16 protein-coding genes are annotated in these 17,067 nt (G+C 36.3%); 12 read left to right on the forward strand and 4 right to left on the reverse strand.

Translation table 11 applies throughout. The annotated features are described in order from the left end of the window. Positions 1-91 precede the first annotated feature (91 nt). From CaldiYA01_RS03150 to holA, 3 genes are read left to right on the forward strand one after another with little or no spacing between them, the layout of a single operon-like run. The gene (locus tag CaldiYA01_RS03150) at positions 92-931 is read left to right on the forward strand and encodes a PHP domain-containing protein (RefSeq protein ID WP_207181262.1); all 840 of its coding nucleotides are present in this window, start codon (positions 92-94) and stop codon (positions 929-931) included. Next, a complete protein-coding gene (locus tag CaldiYA01_RS03155) occupies positions 928-3,186 on the forward strand; it encodes a DNA internalization-related competence protein ComEC/Rec2 (protein ID WP_207181264.1) in 2,259 nt (752 codons plus the stop codon). Before CaldiYA01_RS03150 ends, CaldiYA01_RS03155 begins: the two co-directional genes overlap by 4 nt. A gap of 7 nt (positions 3,187-3,193) precedes the next feature. Continuing rightward, positions 3,194-4,201 (forward strand): DNA polymerase III subunit delta, encoded by a 1,008-nt coding sequence (gene holA, locus CaldiYA01_RS03160; protein WP_207181266.1) that lies wholly within the window; start codon positions 3,194-3,196, stop codon positions 4,199-4,201. Between the two features lie 48 nt (positions 4,202-4,249). On the opposite strand, the gene rpsT is transcribed toward holA, so the two are convergent. Both rpsT and CaldiYA01_RS03170 read right to left on the reverse strand, forming a co-directional pair. Next, on the reverse strand, positions 4,250-4,549 hold the full coding sequence (gene rpsT / locus CaldiYA01_RS03165) for a 30S ribosomal protein S20 (protein WP_013291003.1): 300 nt from the start codon (positions 4,547-4,549) through the stop codon (positions 4,250-4,252). Positions 4,550-4,667: 118 nt separating this feature from the next. Then, positions 4,668-5,612, reverse strand: coding sequence for an L-lactate dehydrogenase (locus CaldiYA01_RS03170; protein WP_207181268.1), 945 nt, complete (start codon positions 5,610-5,612; stop codon positions 4,668-4,670). Positions 5,613-6,022: 410 nt separating this feature from the next. On the opposite strand from CaldiYA01_RS03170, the gene CaldiYA01_RS03175 reads away from it, so the two are divergent. From CaldiYA01_RS03175 to CaldiYA01_RS03200, 6 genes are all read left to right on the forward strand, one after another. Next, positions 6,023-6,943, forward strand: coding sequence for an ABC transporter permease (locus CaldiYA01_RS03175; RefSeq protein ID WP_207181270.1), 921 nt, complete (start codon positions 6,023-6,025; stop codon positions 6,941-6,943). Between the two features lie 22 nt (positions 6,944-6,965). Beyond that, positions 6,966-7,943 (forward strand): ABC transporter permease, encoded by a 978-nt coding sequence (locus tag CaldiYA01_RS03180; protein ID WP_207181272.1) that lies wholly within the window; start codon positions 6,966-6,968, stop codon positions 7,941-7,943. A gap of 42 nt (positions 7,944-7,985) precedes the next feature. Further along, complete coding sequence (locus tag CaldiYA01_RS03185) at positions 7,986-9,002, forward strand: ABC transporter ATP-binding protein (protein ID WP_207181274.1); 1,017 nt, start codon at positions 7,986-7,988, stop codon at positions 9,000-9,002. Between the two features lie 34 nt (positions 9,003-9,036). After that, the gene (locus CaldiYA01_RS03190; RefSeq protein ID WP_207181276.1) at positions 9,037-10,002 is read left to right on the forward strand and encodes an ABC transporter ATP-binding protein; all 966 of its coding nucleotides are present in this window, start codon (positions 9,037-9,039) and stop codon (positions 10,000-10,002) included. 56 nt (positions 10,003-10,058) lie between these two features. After that, positions 10,059-11,669 (forward strand): peptide ABC transporter substrate-binding protein, encoded by a 1,611-nt coding sequence (locus CaldiYA01_RS03195; RefSeq protein WP_207181277.1) that lies wholly within the window; start codon positions 10,059-10,061, stop codon positions 11,667-11,669. A 109-nt stretch (positions 11,670-11,778) separates the two neighbouring features. Beyond that, positions 11,779-12,372 (forward strand): hypothetical protein, encoded by a 594-nt coding sequence (locus tag CaldiYA01_RS03200; protein ID WP_207181279.1) that lies wholly within the window; start codon positions 11,779-11,781, stop codon positions 12,370-12,372. Here CaldiYA01_RS03200 and CaldiYA01_RS03205 read toward each other — a convergent pair. Both CaldiYA01_RS03205 and CaldiYA01_RS03210 read right to left on the reverse strand, forming a co-directional pair. Next, entirely contained in the window at positions 12,349-13,485 is a 1,137-nt protein-coding gene (locus tag CaldiYA01_RS03205) for a M20 family metallopeptidase (protein WP_207181281.1), read from the reverse strand. The genes CaldiYA01_RS03200 and CaldiYA01_RS03205 overlap by 24 nt on opposite strands. Before the next feature lie 3 nt (positions 13,486-13,488). Beyond that, a complete protein-coding gene (locus CaldiYA01_RS03210; RefSeq protein WP_207181284.1) occupies positions 13,489-14,877 on the reverse strand; it encodes an aminotransferase-like domain-containing protein in 1,389 nt (462 codons plus the stop codon). 92 nt (positions 14,878-14,969) lie between these two features. Here CaldiYA01_RS03210 and pdxS point away from each other — a divergent pair, with 92 nt between their 5' ends. The 3 genes from pdxS (at position 14,970) to acpS (ending at position 17,049) form a co-directional block, all read left to right on the forward strand. Further along, a complete protein-coding gene (pdxS, locus tag CaldiYA01_RS03215) occupies positions 14,970-15,860 on the forward strand; it encodes a pyridoxal 5'-phosphate synthase lyase subunit PdxS (RefSeq protein ID WP_207181286.1) in 891 nt (296 codons plus the stop codon). Between the two features lie 3 nt (positions 15,861-15,863). Then, positions 15,864-16,430, forward strand: coding sequence for a pyridoxal 5'-phosphate synthase glutaminase subunit PdxT (gene pdxT, locus CaldiYA01_RS03220; RefSeq protein WP_207181288.1), 567 nt, complete (start codon positions 15,864-15,866; stop codon positions 16,428-16,430). A gap of 253 nt (positions 16,431-16,683) precedes the next feature. Continuing rightward, the gene (acpS, locus tag CaldiYA01_RS03225) at positions 16,684-17,049 is read left to right on the forward strand and encodes a holo-ACP synthase (protein WP_207181290.1); all 366 of its coding nucleotides are present in this window, start codon (positions 16,684-16,686) and stop codon (positions 17,047-17,049) included. Positions 17,050-17,067: the final 18 nt, after the last annotated feature.

Here is a 17,067-nt window from a genome sequence, read left to right on the forward strand (position 1 = left end):
TTTAGGGGTGGTCTTAAAAAAGAAATAGGACCACCTTTTTGTTTTGTCAAGTTTAAGATATAATAAACAATGAAAGGAAGTGCTGTTCAAAATGATTGACTTCCATGTTCACACAACATTTTCAGATGGAACGTATACCCCTCAAGAAGTTGTAAAACTTGCTAAAGAAAAAGGGCTTTTTGCTATTGCCATAACCGACCATGACACAATAGATGGTGTTACGCTTGCAATCGATGAGGGGAAAAGGCTTGGAATAAAAGTAGTCAGCGGTGTTGAGATAAGCGCTGATTTTGAGATAGAAATGCATATTTTAGGGCTTTTTGTAGACATCAACAATGAATTCTTGAAGCATAGGCTAAAAATGCTTGAAAGGTTCAGGAAGGAAAGAAACCCTAAGATTATTGAAAAACTGAGGAAAATGGGATATGAAATTTCGATTGATGAAGTAGAAAGGTTATCTTCAGGGGAAATGATAGGAAGACCTCATATTGCCCAGGTGCTTGTCAAGAAAGGATATTTTTCGAGCACAAAAGAGGTGTTTGAAAAACTTTTAGGTTTTGGAAAACCTGCTTATGTAAAAAAGGATAAGTTAAAACCTCAAGAGGCTATTGAGGCAATAAAAAAGGCAGGCGGGCTTGCTATTTTGGCACATCCTCACAAGTACTTATATCTGGAAGAGGGAACCGAAAACGTATTTTTAGAACTAAAAGAATACGGGCTTGACGGGCTTGAGGTTTTTCATTCAGACCACAGCCAAAAAGAGACAAATATGCTATTTGAGATTGCTAAAAAACTTGACCTTGCTATCAGTGGCGGAAGCGACTTTCACGGGGAAAACAAACCAGAGATTTGTATAGGGATTGGAAAGGGAAATTTAAAGGTAGATGATGAAATTTTCTACTTGTTAGAAAGCAGGGTACTAAAACAATGACAAGAAAGGCGTTATTTGTTGCCGGTTTTATGATGATAGGAATTGTTCTGGGCAGAAATATAAAAGAAATTGAGGTAGTTGTATTTTGCCTTTTGCTAATTTTAGGAACGCTGTGTGCTACCTATTATTTTCTTCCTCAGTACTTTAAAAAGGAAAAGTTTTTGTTTATTTTATGTTTTCTTTTTCTTACACTGCAGCTTTTCAGGACACACTACATTTTTTATATTCAAAAACCACAAAAAAATCTGAATGGGAAATATGTTTCTATTGTTGGGAGTGTGTGCTCATTTCCCGAGACAAGTGAAAAAAAGATTTCCTTTTACCTCAAAACAAGACTAAATTCAAAGGCTGTTGTTACTAAAGTCACAACAGAGTTTAAAAAAAGTATTTTTTATGGAGATACTATAAAAGTTTCTGGGAAACTCAAAATTCCAAAAGGGAAAACAAACAGATATGGATTTAACTACAGCGAATATTTAAAAGGTAAAGGTGCTATTTATACTCTTTACTCAAAAGACGTAGAGGTTATCACTCAAGGCAAAAATGTTCTAAGTTTTCTCAATAGATTTTCTGCAGTTCTAAATAACCTCATAGATAGCTCTTTTGAAAATGATATATCTTCGCTTTTAAAAGGTTTGATTCTTGGCAACAAATCCACAATTCCAGATGATGTGTACAAAGATTTTCAGCGAAGCGGACTTGCTCACCTTCTTGCGGTCTCTGGTGGAAATGTAGGAGTGCTTTGCGCTTTTGTTGAGATTTTGTTCAGAAGGATATTGAAGATTTATGGTAAAGGAGTAAACTTTTTAATAATCGGTATTATAATTGTTTTTGCCATTGTTACAGGGATGTCGGCATCTGTTGTTAGAGCTTCAATCATGGCTATAATATACTATGCTGGAAGGATTATTTACAGAAATCCTGATACGCTCAACAGCTTGGCAGTATCAAGCGTTTTGATGCTGCTTGTAAATCCGCTTTTTCTTTTTGACATTGGGTTTCAGCTGTCTTTTTTGAGTGTTCTTTCAATAATTCTGTTTTATAAAGGGATATATGAGTATTTTGCAAAGTTAAAGATACCAAGAAGTATATCTTCACTTATTGCAGTTTCAATTTCTGCTCAAATTTTAATATTGCCGTTGATGGCTTATTATTTTTCTGAGGTCTCAGTTATTTCTTTCCTGACAAACATAGTTGCTGTACCAGTTGCAGGTGCTGTTGTGCCGGCTGGGCTGCTGTATTGTCTATTTTTGGGTTTCAATGCGAATATACTACCACTTAAAGTCCTGTTAGAAGTCTCTGTAAAGGCGCTAATGTACCTTTCAAAGCTGTCTCATGTTGGATTTTCGCATGTAAAGGTCATTTTATGGGATGAGAAGCTAATAGTTTGTTACTATCTTGTTGTGGCATATTTACTTTTTAAAAGCTTTATAAATAGGCAACTAAAATATGTGATATATTTGAGCATTACTGCTGTATTAGCAGTATTCATTTTCCAGATTATTGTAAATTACAACAGACTTACCATAAACGTGATAGACGTGGGGCAGGGAGACAGTAGCCTTATTACATACAAGGGGTTTTCAATGCTCATTGATACTGGGCCTGAGTATGAAGATTTTAGCAGCTTGAAAAGAGTTGTTCTTCCGTATATACTCAAAAGAGGAGTATCAAAACTTGATGTTTTAGTCCTAACACACAAGCACAATGACCATATTGGAGACTTTGAGTATCTGCTTGATGAGATGAAAGTCGACAGGATTGTAACATCAAAAGAGGTCTATCTTGAAAATACTGAAAAGCTCAAAGGGCAAAAGGTTATGTTAGTGGATACCCTAAAGATTTACCGCTACAAGGATTTAAAAGCCTATTTTATCCCACCAGTAGAAGAAGATAAAAATAGTTCTGTTGTTGTAAAGCTGACCTTTGGCAATTTTAGCATGCTTTTCACAGGTGATGCTTCATATGAGTCTGAGATAGAATACATGAAAAGATATAATTTACATGCGACCGTTTTAAAGGTGGGGCACCATGGAAGCAGCACAGCAACATCTGAAGAGTTTTTGGAAAATGTAAAGCCAAGACTTGCAGTAATTTCTGTAGGGAAAGACAACATCTTTGGGCATCCTTCGAATGAGGTCTTACAAAGACTCAAAGAAAGGAATATTAAGGTTTATAGAACAGATTTAAATGGAACCATAGACATAGTGGTTGACAAAAATAAAGTGATAATAAACCCGTATATTGTGAGGTGAATATGAGTTGGCTGAAAAATCAAAAGAGATTATAAAAGAATTAAATTCGCAGCTCTTGAAAAAGGATTTCAAGAAGATTTACCTTTTTTATGGACAAGAAATATTTTTGATTGATGAATATACACGACGGTTTAGCCATGCCATAGTAGGTGGGAATTTGAACAATATAGTAAAGTTTGACGGTGAGACTGCAAATTATAACGATATAATAAACGAAATGTTTTCAATATCTTTTGATTTAGAGCCAAGAGTGCTAATCTTTAAAAACTTTTTCAAGTATGCATCTACAAACTCCAGCTTAAATCTTTCTGCTATCATAGATAATCTCAAGAATTTTAAAAGTGACAGTACTTATATAATCTTTAAAGAATACGAAGCAAAAGAAAACAAGCTATTTTCTGCCCTCAAACAAATAGCATTTTCTGCAGATCTTGTGCAGCCTTCTATGCCCGATTTGGTAAAATGGGTTCAAAATGTAATGTCTAAAGAAGGGAAAACAATCTCTGATAATATGGCACAGGAGATTATTCTTCATTACAACAAAGACATGATGCTTATTTACAACTATTTACAAGTTCTTATTTCGTATCTTGGTAAAAGGAGTAAGGTTACTCATGATGATATATTAAAGACATTAACAGACAACCCACAAGACCATATATTCCAGATGCTTGATGCTTTTGCCTCAAAAGACACAGAAGGTGGTTATAAGTATCTGAGAGAGCTATATCAGCTCAGGACAAGTGTCAGCAAGATTTTAGCTTTGATTTTGCGTCATTTTAAGATACTTGGAATGTTAAAAGAGATGCAGGAGACAAATAAGAAACAGATTGCAAAACAGCTTGGTATTCTTGAATTCTTTATTGACAAGTACAAAAAACAGGCAGAAACCTTTACCATTGACAAGATAAAATCTATAATCCAAAAAACCATAGAATATGAGTACATGATAAAAAAAGGGCAAATTGATGATGAGACAGCGCTTGAAATGCTTTTGTACCAGATAGTAAAATAAAATACAAAAAGGCTATCCATTGAAAAGAGACTGGACAGCCCTTTTTTATTATTGAGCTTTTGATTCTGGCTGTGGTGAAGATAGAGCAGCATACTTGTTGATTAGTTTCATAAGTCTTGATTTCTTTCTTGAAGCATTGTTCTTGTGTATAACACCTTTTGCAGCTGTTTGGTCAATGAGCTTTGCAGCTTTTGAGTAAAGTTCTTTTGCTTTTTCGATGTCACCGCTAAGCAATGCTTTTTTGACCTCTTTTATAGCCTTTTTCATTTTAAATTTTTGAATCTTATTTTCGATAGTTCTTCGTCTTATAACCTTTATCTTCTTTTTAGCAGACTTTGTGTTTGCCAAAATTTTTCACCTCCACTCAAAATTTAAGACTAATTGCTATTTTATCACGACAAAAGCAAAATTGCAACAGCTCAAAGTAGCAAAGAAAATAAGGCAAAAGGCAAGGTTTTTGCCTTGCCTATAGGTTTAAAGACTCTATCACACTTTTTATTACCTGAGCAGAGTTTTTAAGCTTTTCTTTTTCATCATCTGTCAGAGGAATATCAAATACTTTTACAACACCGCTTTTGTTGACAATTGCAGGAAGGGAAATTGCAACATCTTTTACACCATATACGTCATCAACTATTGATGAGACAGGCAGTATAGAATTTTCATCTCTGATTATAGCTTCAACAATTCTTCTGACAGCAAGTGCAATTGCATAATATGTTGCACCCTTTCTTTCAATTATTTCGTATGCAGCGTTTTTTACTTTGTTGAAAATTTGATCTTTTACTTCAGGTGAACAGTTTTTCCCGCATAAAAGACACTCTTGCAAAAAATTAACACCACCTATATTTGTAAGCGACCAAGCAGCAATCTCACTATCTCCATGTTCGCCCAAGATATATGCATGGACATTTCTAACGTCCACCTGGCAGTGCTGTGCCAAGAGGTATCTAAATCGCGATGAGTCTAAGACTGTTCCAGAACCTATAATCTGATTTTTTGGCAAACCTGAAACTTTATACATAACATATGTGAGAACATCAACAGGATTGGTGACCATTAAAAGTATTGCATCCTGCGTGTATTTGACAATATTTTCCACTATCGACTTTGTAATCTGCGCATTTTTATATGTCAAATCAAGCCTTGTTTCACCAGGCTTTTGGTTGGCACCAGCAGTGATTATTATTATATCAGCATCTTTGCAATCCTCATAATCACCTGCCCATATCTTGACGGGTTTTACAAAGGATATTCCGTGATTTAAATCCATTGCTTCACCTTCAGCTTTTGCATGGTTTACATCAATTAAAACAAGTTCTGTTGCAAGCCCGGCATCTACAAGAGCAAAAGCAGTTGAGGCGCCAACAAAACCTGTTCCTATTATTACAATTTTACCCGGTTTTCGCATAAAATTTTTCCTCCCAAGTCTATTTATTTTCTATCATAATTTTACCCTCAATAGAAAAGTTCAAAACACGTAAATATTTTTATGACATGTAAGAGTATAAATATTAATAATCTATAAAGTACTAAAATGAAAACTTTAAAATACAAACCTTCATTTTGAGCAATACGGCAGCCAAAAATTTGAGAAAAATTTTAATAAGTATAAACAAATACATGCATACAATTCAAACGATTGACAAAAAATTAATATTTTCAGAAAATTAAGTGCAGATAAATGTATTGATTATACAAGAACATAGTGCTATAATTATCAACGTAAATTTTGAAATAAATAATTTTATAAATATTCAAACAGTTGCATAAATGTGCAATAGATAACTTACAAACTAAATACTAAAGGAGAGATAATACGTGGCGAGATACATACTCAAGAGAATATTGTGGTCTATTGTATCGTTATTCGTAATAATTACAGTAACCTTTTTCCTCATGAGAATGATACCAGGTGGTCCATTCACAGGTGAAAAAACTTTGCCTGAACAGATTTTACAAAACCTGAACGAAAAATACGGACTTAATAAACCTCTTGCAGTGCAGTACTTTAAGTATTTGAATAGCCTTTTGCACGGTGATTTGGGAATATCAATGAGAAATCAAGGCAGAACTGTCAATGAAATTATTGCAGAGACATTTCCTGTTTCTGCAAAGGTAGGTATTTTAGCTATAATCCTAAGCCTTTTAATAGGGATACCTCTTGGTATTTGGTCAGCTGTGCATCAAGGGAAGTGGCAAGACAATTTGTCCATGGTGATAGCTACAATTTTTATTACAATACCTGGATTTGTGCTTGCGGTAATATTAATGTATATCTTTGGCGTAAAGCTTCAGCTTGTTCCTATTATGGGACTGGATGAACCAAAAAGCTATATACTTCCGGTTGTAACGCTGGCAGCTTATCCAATATCCTTTATTGCAAGGCTTATTCGAAGCAGTATGCTTGAAAGTTTATCACAGGACTATATCAGAACTGCACGAGCGAAAGGACTTTCAGATTTTATAGTCATATACAAACATGCTCTGAAAAACTCTTTGATTCCTGTTGTAACATACTTAGGTCCTTTAATTGCAGGAATACTCACTGGTAGTTTTGTTGTTGAAAAGATTTTCTCAATCCCAGGAATGGGAAGGTTCTATGTTGATAGTATATCAAATAGAGATTATTCGCTTGTTATGGGAACAACTATATTTTATGCAGTGTTTTTGATATTTATGAACTTAATTGTTGATATTATTTATGTGTTTATAGACCCGCGTATAAAACTTGAGGACTGATTTTAAGGGGGAAAAGAAGATAATGGAGAATATATCAAAAGAACTTTTTGTACCTGTGACAAGAGAAGAAAGACAGCAGGATACAATTGTAAGACCAAGTATGAGTTATTGGCAGGATGCTTGGAGAAGGCTTAAAGCTAATAAAGTAGCAATGGCATCAATGTGGACAATAGTGTTTTTTGTATTGCTTGCCATAATTGGTCCGATTGTTATGCCATACAAATATGACCAGCAAATTAGAGGGCATGAAGCTCTGCCACCATCACTTACTCATTTATTTGGAACTGACGAGCTTGGTAGAGATTTGTTTGTAAGATGCTTGTATGGTATGAGAATCTCTCTTTCCATAGGAATTGTTGCAACAATTATAAATATCGTGATTGGTGTTCTATATGGAGGAATCTCAGGTTATATAGGTGGTAAGGTAGACAACATAATGATGAGAATAGTTGATATCCTGTACAGCATACCTTTGATGATATACGTTATTCTTCTTTCAGTATCGTTAAAACCTACTTTGGAGAAACTTTTTGATAAATATTCATTTTTAAGCGGACTTCAGACAGCGGGTGCACCACTTGTTTGTATATACATTGCACTGGGATTAACGTACTGGATTTCAATGGCAAGGATTGTACGTGGCGAGATATTGAGTTTAAAACAACAAGAGTATGTCACAGCCGCAAAGACAATTGGTGCAAGTGGTTGGAGAATTTTGCTCAGGCACCTGATTCCCAATAGTATGGGGTCAATTATAGTCACTGCTACACTGCAGATTCCAAGCGCTATTTTTACTGAGTCTTTCTTGAGCTTTATTGGCCTGGGTGTTGACGCACCTGTTCCATCACTTGGTTCTTTAGCATCAGACGGTGTTAACGGTTTTATATCATACCCTTATAGGTTATTTTTTCCGTCGCTTTTGTTGTGTTTGATAATACTTGCATTCAACTTGTTTGGGGATGGGCTCAGAGATGCACTCGACCCACGAATGAGAAAGTAACTTTTTTAAGCATAATTTTTCCAGAATTTGAGGTGAAAAGAATTGGCTGAAAAATTGTTAGAAGTAAAGAACCTGAAAACATCATTTTTTACACATGTTGGAGAAGTAAAGGCAGTAAACGATGTTTCGTTTGATGTATATGAGGGGCAGACTGTAGGTATTGTAGGTGAATCTGGAAGCGGGAAAAGTGTGACCTCAATGTCCATCATGAGACTTATTGCACCGCCTGGAAAAATAGTTGACGGTCAGATTATATTTGAAGGTAAGGATATACTGAAGCTTTCTGAGAAGGAAATGAGAGATATTAGAGGAAACAAAATCAGTATGATATTCCAAGACCCGATGACCTCTTTGAATCCTGTTTTTACAATTGGAAATCAGCTAATAGAGGCAATAAAAATACACAATAAAGTCACAATAGCTCAGGCTAAAAAAAGAGCAGTTGAGATGCTAAAATTAGTTGGTATCCCAAGCCCTGAGCGAAGACTTTCGCAGTACCCTCACGAGTTTTCGGGTGGTATGCGTCAGAGAGTTATGATAGCTATGGCTCTTTCGTGCAACCCCAAGCTTTTAATTGCAGATGAGCCAACAACTGCACTTGACGTTACCATCCAGGCTCAGATATTAGACCTTTTGAAAAAACTTCAACAGCAGCTTAATATGTCAATTATACTTATTACTCATGACCTTGGTGTAGTGGCAGACATATGTCAAAAGGTAATTGTAATGTATGGTGGAATTATTGTAGAGGAAGGAACTGTTGATGATATATTTTACAACCCCAAGCATCCGTATACATGGGGGCTTTTAAGGTCTGTGCCGAAGATGCATTTAGGTCTTAAAAAAAGGCTTGTGCCAATAGAAGGACAGCCACCAGATCTTCTAAAGCCGCCAAAAGGATGTCCGTTTGCGCCAAGGTGCGAATATGCAATGAGAGTATGCTTGGAAGCAAGACCACCACTTTTCGAAGTTGGGGACGAGCACAGGTCAAGATGCTGGCTGAATCACCAGTATGCTCCACAGAGCTTGCTGGAAAAGGCAAAAGTAGCAAACGAATAAGTTTAAGTTGCAATTCAAGAGGCAGGTGGAGAAGTTGAATGAGGTTTTGATTGAAGTAAAAAATTTAAAAAAGTATTTTCCAGTAAAAATGGGACTGGGGAAAAAAGGATATATAAAAGCGGTGGATGATGTAAGCTTTTTCATAAAAAAGGGTGAGACACTGGGACTTGTTGGTGAAAGCGGCTGTGGCAAGTCTACAACAGGAAGAACTATCATAAGGCTTTATGAGCCAACAAGCGGGCAGATTATATTCAAAGGAGAAGATATAACAAAAAAAGACATGCTTCCTTATAGAAAATCCATGCAGATGATTTTCCAGGACCCATATGCCTCACTCAATCCAAGGATGACAGTTGGTGATATTATAGGTGAGCCGCTTGAGATACACAATATTGCCAAAGGGAATGAAAAAAAAGAAAGAGTTCAAGAACTCTTAAGACTTGTAGGCCTCAATAGTGAACATGCAAACAGATATCCACACGAGTTTTCTGGTGGTCAGAGGCAGAGAATAGGTATTGCAAGGGCATTGGCAGTTGAACCTGAATTTATCATCTGCGATGAGCCAATTTCAGCGCTTGATGTATCAATTCAGGCTCAGATTGTGAATATGCTGGAAGACCTGCAGCAGCAGCTTGGACTTACTTACCTTTTTATTGCTCATGACCTGTCAATGGTAAAGCATATAAGCAGCAGGGTAGGTGTAATGTATTTAGGAAAGCTTGTGGAACTTGCAGAAAGTAACGAACTTTATAGTAATCCTTTGCATCCGTACACACAAGCACTTCTTTCCGCAATACCAATACCTGACCCGAAAATCTCTAAAGAAAGGACAAGGATTATATTAGAGGGAGATGTTCCAAGCCCCCTCAATCCACCAACCGGTTGTAGGTTTAGAACAAGATGCAGGTATGCGTTTGACAGGTGCAAAGAGGAAGAGCCAGTACTTAAGGATGTAGGTTGTGGTCATTACGTAGCCTGCCATTTGATGGACAGAAAATAAGGCAGGCTGCGTGAAGATAAAAAAATAAAAATTTTGATGTGAGGAGGAGAGTGTTTATGAAGAAACGTATTATTGCTGCCTTTATTTTGGTTGTGTTCCTTGTGACAGGTTTATTTTTAAGCTCAAATTACAAGGGAGCAGTAGCTGCTTCATCAAAACAGGTTTTTACGTACATCAATGGTGCTGAACCAAGATATTTAGATCCAGCACTCAACACTGCTGCTGATGCTGCAAACATTATAATCAACGTTTTTGAAGGTTTGACAAGAGTAAATGTAAAAGGCGAAACTGTTCCAGGTATGGCTGAAAAATGGACAGTTTCAAAAGACGGGCTTACTTACACATTCTATATAAGAAAGAATGCAAAGTGGTCGGATGGAAAACCTGTTACAGCATACGATTTTGAGTATGCATGGAAAAGAGCGTTAGACCCAAAAACAGCGTCTGAGTATGCATATCAGCTTTTCTACATCAAAAATGGTCAAAAATTCAATGAAGGTAAAGCAAAAGCATCTGATGTTGGTGTGAAGGCGTTAAATGATACAACTTTACAGGTTACATTGGAAGCACCTACACCATACTTCTTAGAACTTACAAACTTCCCAACATACTTCCCAGTAAGAAAAGATATAGTAGAAAAGTATGGTGACAAATGGGCAACTGATCCAAAGACATATATTGGCAATGGTCCGTTTATCATGACAAAATGGGTACACAACTCATATATTGAGTTTAAGAAGAATCCAAAATATTGGGATGCAAAATCTATAACACTTGAAAAGATTGTTTACAAGCTTTCGGAAGACGACAAAGCAAACCTTATGGCATATGAAGCAGGTCAGGTTGACGGTGCAGAGTCTGTGCCAACTGACGAGATTCCAAGATTAATCAAAGAAAAGAAAATGAAGATATGGCCACTTCTTGGCACATACTACTATGATGTAAACTGCAAGGTAAAACCATTTAATGACAAGAGAGTAAGACAAGCTCTTTCGCTTGCAATTGACAGAACATATATCGTGGAAAATATTGGTAAGCTTGGACAAAAGCCAGCAACAGGCTTTGTACCATACGGTATAAAAGGTATTTCTAAAGATTTCAGAGACGAATCAGGACACTTTCTACCAGTAAAAGCTGATTTAGCAAAAGCGAAAAAGCTTTTAGCAGAAGCTGGATATCCAAACGGAAAGGGCTTCCCAGAAATAGAGATTATATATAACACAAGTGAAGGACATAAGAAGATTGCAGAAGCTATCCAAAACATGTGGCAACAGCTTGGTATAAAAGTAAAACTTTCTAACATGGACTGGAAGGTTCTGCTAGAAAGAAGACATAAAAAGGATTACATGGTTGCAAGAGACGGCTGGCTTGGCGACTATGTTGATCCAATGACATTCTTGGACTTATTCACATCATACAGCGATAACAACAACACTAACTGGAGCAATCCAAAATATGATGAGCTTGTAATAAAAGCAAAGAAGACCTCAGATAGAAAGCAGAGAATGCAGTATATGATGGAGGCAGAAAAGATTTTGATGCAAGACTATGCAATAATTCCAATTTACTTCTATGTAAAAGGTCATGTACTCAGAGACTATGTAAAGAACTATTACATTTCGCCGCTTGGATTTAACTACTTCATGTATGCTAAGATTGTAAAGTAAATTGTAATGGAGTAAAATAATAAGGGAAGGGCAAAAGAAGAATTTTTTGCTCTTCCCTTTTTTGCTTTAGAATCGAAAAAATCTTACTTTTGGGCAGGTGAGATGGGCAATGGAATTTGCTTTAAAATTTAGGAAAGTTTTGCTAATACTTACTCTTGCAAGTTTCTTGATGCTTATTGTGACAGGGTGTTCAAGCAGTCAAGACGATATAAACAAAAAGGTTAGGATTGTGCTTGTTGGCAATTTCATTGGTGATGAAAACGCTCAAAAGCTGATTTCAGAGCTTGAGAAAAAATCAGGTGATCAAGTTTTCATTGATCAGATACTTTACACTGGCGGCACTCCTAAATCCGAGCAGGAGTTTGCGTTTATGCAAAAACTTATGGTGATGCTTGCTGCGGGCGAGGGAGATATTTATATCCTTGACAAAAAACTATTTACAAACTATGCCCAAAATGGAGCGTTTTATTCTCTAAAGTCTTTTGTGAGAAAAAATAAACTGGATGAATTTGTAGACGATACATGCTATGTTAAAATGAAAGACAAATCAACAAAAGATTTGTATGGTGTTAAGGCAGACAAAGTTTTATTGCTTAAAAAATACGGATTTAATACAGAGAATAAATATATAGCCATTTATGTCAGAAGCAACAAGTTCTCACGTGCACAAAAAGTCCTGTTAGCTCTTCTGAAGGCTAAGTAAATACCCTGCCAAAAGAAATATACCGTAAAAGATACTGTTTTCTGATGCATCAAAATATGGTGAGTGCAAAGGATTTTCTCCTTTGCCTTTTTCTTTTATGCCGAGCCTGAAATAAACCGAAGGAATTATTTGACAGTAAAATGCAAAGTCTTCTGCTGTAAAGCTTGGGATTGCCTTTTTTACATTTTTAGGACCAAGAAGTTTTTTTGCTACATCAAGAAACTCTTCAGTAGCTTGATAGCTATTTATCAAAGGTGGATATTGAAAATAATAATTTATATTCACATGGCAATCATATTTTTGGGCAGAAAGTTTTGCAAGTTTTTTTATGTTTTTATAGATAAATTCTTGCATACTGCTATCAAACGTTCTTACAGTTCCTTTTATTTTACACGTTTCAGAGATGACGTTAAATGTTTCTCCACTGTTTATCGAAGAAAAAGAGATGTGAAAAGAATATAACTTATTGGAAAATGCGCTGAAAAAGTTATTACTACTTTGAATAAAATCGGTGGCAGGATAAATTGGATTTTTGGTTGCTTCTGGCATTGCAGCATGCCCACCTTTTCCAATAAACTCAATCTCAAAATCATCCACGCTTGCCATGATAGCTCCACTTGAAACCTCAATTGTTCCAACATCAACACCTGGCCATACGTGAAATCCCAAAAGCTTTGTCACCTTTGGGTTTTCAAGTCCGCCTTCTTCGATTACTCTTTTTGCGCCTCCTGGCCCTTCCTCAGCAGGCTGAAATATAAACTTGACACATCCTTCAAAGCCCATGTCAACAAGAACCTTTGCTGTCCCCAGTACCACTGCCATATGAAAGTCGTGACCACAGCAGTGTCTTGGTTGACCTTCCACCAAAATAGCGTCCATGTCGCTTCTTATTCCAATACATTCTTCAGACCTATTTATAATTCCAATAACGCCTGTTTTTGCTATTGGAAAGTTTTCAATGCCCCACTCTGAAAGTCTTTCTGTGATATATTTTTGTGTCTTATACTCTTCGTACGAAAGTTCGGCGAGTCTATTTAAATCTCTTCTGATGCTAATGAAAAGCTCCATATTTTTTCTGATAGTATCTTTAAGTTTTTCAGCACAAAACTCCACTTTTCATACCTCCTCTTTTTGGTAAGCTGAATTCAAAACCTTTTGAATTTTCTGCATGGCTATTTGAAGCTCATCTTCTTTACAATCTAAAAAACTTATTCTGAAAAAGTTTGTAGAGGCAGGTTTGTGATAAAAACATGTATGGGGCTGCACTAAAACCCTTTGTGTTTTGAGTTTGTTATAAATAGTAGCAGATGATATCGTTGGTGGAAGGTAGAAAGAAACAAATATTCCCTGAACATCTTGAGTAAACAGCCTGTCGTCTATTTGCAGGTCTTTCGCCAATCTTAAAAATAGCTTTTGTCTTTGGTTTATGTATGCTTTCAAGTTTTCTATGTGCTTGTCAAAGAAGTTTTTCAAAAAATAATAAAAAGATACCTGTATCAAAAGCGATGTTGAGATATCTGCCATTGACTTGTAGTATGCAACCTCTTCGGAAAGATGCCTTGGTGCGACAACAAATCCAATCCTCAGTGCAGGCATTGTAACGGTTGAAAAGCTCTTTATGTAAAACACCCTGTCGTATTTGTCATATGCTTTGATTGGTAAAATTCCTTCATCCACACCTATATCACTTAAAAAATCATCTTCAATGATGTAAAAATCATATTTTTGTGAAATCTCACACAGATACTCCTTGTACTCTTTGCTGTATGAAACCCCGGTTGGATTTTGCGAAAAAGGAATAATGTATATGGCCTTTGGTGAAAACTTTTTAATGTAATCTTCTATATTTTGCATCTGGTCAATGTCAATACTAACAATGTTCAGGTGCATATTGCTAAATATATGGTATGCACCAAGGTACGATGGATTTTCCAAAAATATTGTATCGCCAGGCTTTAAAAAACTTTTTGTTGTAATCTCAATTCCCTGCTGAGCACCTGATACAACTGTGAGCTCTTGAGGGCTTGTAACAATCCCAAGCTTTTTAAGATATGTCTCTACCAAGTACTCCTTTAGAGGATTTTTAAAATGTTCGATATAATCGAAAATCTGCGGTGAATACTCTTCAATTGCGCAGTTTAAAGAATTTTTGAACCATTCGATGGGGTATAGGCTATATGGAAGCTTTGATGAAGCCAAATTGATGTAACCTTGAGCATCTATAAGGTTTTCTTCCTCAAAAATGATTTTATCCTGATACTCACTGTATACAACGTAATAGCCACTTCCAGGGGTTGCTTTGATATAGCCTTCATTTTCAAGCTTGCTCAGCGCCTTTGTCACAGTGGAAAGATTCACATTTAACATCTTGCAAAGATTTCTCACAGACGGAAGCCTCTGCATATAACTAATCTCACCTGACAAGATCTTTTGCTTTATATCTTCATAAAGCTGAAGGTAAAGAGGCTTTTTTGAATTCTTGTCAATCTGTATCGATACACTCATAATTCATCCCGTCTTTACACACAGTTTATTTTAATTATAATAAAGTGGACAAAAGACTTCAACAAATTATATCGATACGGAGGTGCTAAATTATGAGCGAGATTGTAAATGAAAGATATGAGCTCAATAAAAATCTTGCACAGATGTTAAAAGGCGGTGTCATCATGGATGTGACATCTCCAAAAGAGGCTGAAATTGCAGAAAAAGCAGGTGCTGTTGCTGTTATGGCTCTCCAAAAAGTTCCGGCAGACCTGCGCAAAGAAGGCAAGGTTGCGAGGATGGCTGACCCGAAAATTATATTGGAAATTAAAAGTGCTGTTTCAATACCTGTTATGGCAAAGGTAAGAATCGGACATTTTGTTGAGGCTCAGATTTTAGAAGCACTTGGCATCGACTATATTGATGAGAGCGAGGTCTTGACGCCTGCTGATGAGGAGCATCACATTGATAAGTGGAAGTTCAAAGCTGCGTTCGTGTGCGGTGCAAGAGATTTGGGTGAGGCTTTGAGAAGAATTCAAGAAGGTGCTTCCATGATAAGAACAAAAGGTGAGGCTGGGACAGGAAATGTTGTTGAGGCGGTAAGACACCTTCGCAGAATAAACAAGCAAATTAGCTATGCTGCATCGCTAAATAGTGATGAGCTTTATGCATATGCAAAGGAACTTGGAGTGTCTTATGAACTTTTGAAAAAAACAGCCGAGCTCAAACGTCTTCCCGTTGTCAACTTTGCGGCGGGCGGAATTGCAACACCAGCTGATGCAGCTTTAATGATGCAGCTTGGAGCAGATGGTGTGTTTGTTGGTTCTGGTATTTTCAAGAGCAAAAATCCTGAGAAAAGAGCAAGGGCAATTGTGATGGCAACCACATATTACAATGACCCCAAAATACTGGCAGAAATATCATATGACCTTGGAGAAGAGATGGAAGGTATAGATTTGAGAAATCTTTCTGAGCATGAACTTTTGCAGTTTAGGGGGAATTAAAAATTGAAGACAATAGGAGTTCTGGCGTTTCAAGGCGGAGTTATAGAACATGTGAAAAAGATAGAAGAGCTTGGGGCAAAGCCTCAGCTTGTCAAGAAAAAAGAGGACTTAAAAAGCCTTGACGGCTTAATTTTGCCTGGGGGAGAAAGCACTACAATTGGAAAATTTTTGATTGAAACAGGTTTAAAAGATCAGATTTTAAGCTTGATATATGAAGGCATGCCAGTTTGGGGAACATGTGCCGGTGCAATTTTGCTTTCTAAAAATATCAAAAACCAGGGAAGTGGTGTTCTTCCCGTTCTTAACATAGTGATAGAAAGAAATGCCTATGGAAGCCAGCTTGACAGTTTCAAAAAAGAAGTTTTTGTCCCAAGATTCAACATAGCCACAGAGTGCATTTTTATAAGAGCGCCGAGGATTGTTGAGGTAGCAGAAGGTGTTGAGGTTTTAGCAGAGCTTGAAACTCCAATTGCAGTTTTGCAAAAAAATATCTTAGCTACAACATTTCATCCAGAGCTTACATCTCAAAATTATTGGCATTCTTTCTTTGTGGAGAATGTGGTAAAATAAATTCTAAAGGTTTTCTTTTTCTTTCTCTTTTTTTCCCTTAACACTTTCTCCTGGTTCAAAAAACAGGCAAAAATCAGTACAGTATTTTGAGGGTGGACAAACGTGGGTTTTTAAGCAGTATCCATCTTTTTGATATTTGCAGGGATACCAGCAGCTTATAAAACTCATGTTTAGTCCCTCCTTTCATTTATATTTTTTGCTGTTTTTCAAGCAAAAATTATGCAATATTTAACTCAGAAGGAGAAAATAGTTTATGATATTTAATATTGGAATTGATATTGTTGAAGTGGACAGATTCAAAGATATGAAAAGATTTGATGAATTTTTAAAAAGGGTGTTTACTTCCTGTGAGCTTGAATATATAAAACAGAAAAGATATAATCCTGAGACAATAGCAGGGTATTTTGCTGCAAAAGAAGCAGTTGCCAAAGCACTTTCAACAGGAGTTGTTTTTTGCTTTAAAGACATAGAAATACAAAAGGGGAAAACTGGCTGTCCAATGGTGAAGCTTTATAACAGGGCAGAGGCTCTTTGTTTTGAGCTTGGAATTAAAAATATTGTGGTGAGTATATCTCACCAAAAATCGGTTGCAGTTGCAGTTGCCATTGCTGAAAAATAAAAAAAAAAAAGAAGGGAT

It is taken from the genome of Caldicellulosiruptor diazotrophicus, assembly GCF_017347585.1.
Taxonomy (GTDB): Bacteria; Bacillota; Thermoanaerobacteria; order Caldicellulosiruptorales; family Caldicellulosiruptoraceae; genus Caldicellulosiruptor; species Caldicellulosiruptor diazotrophicus.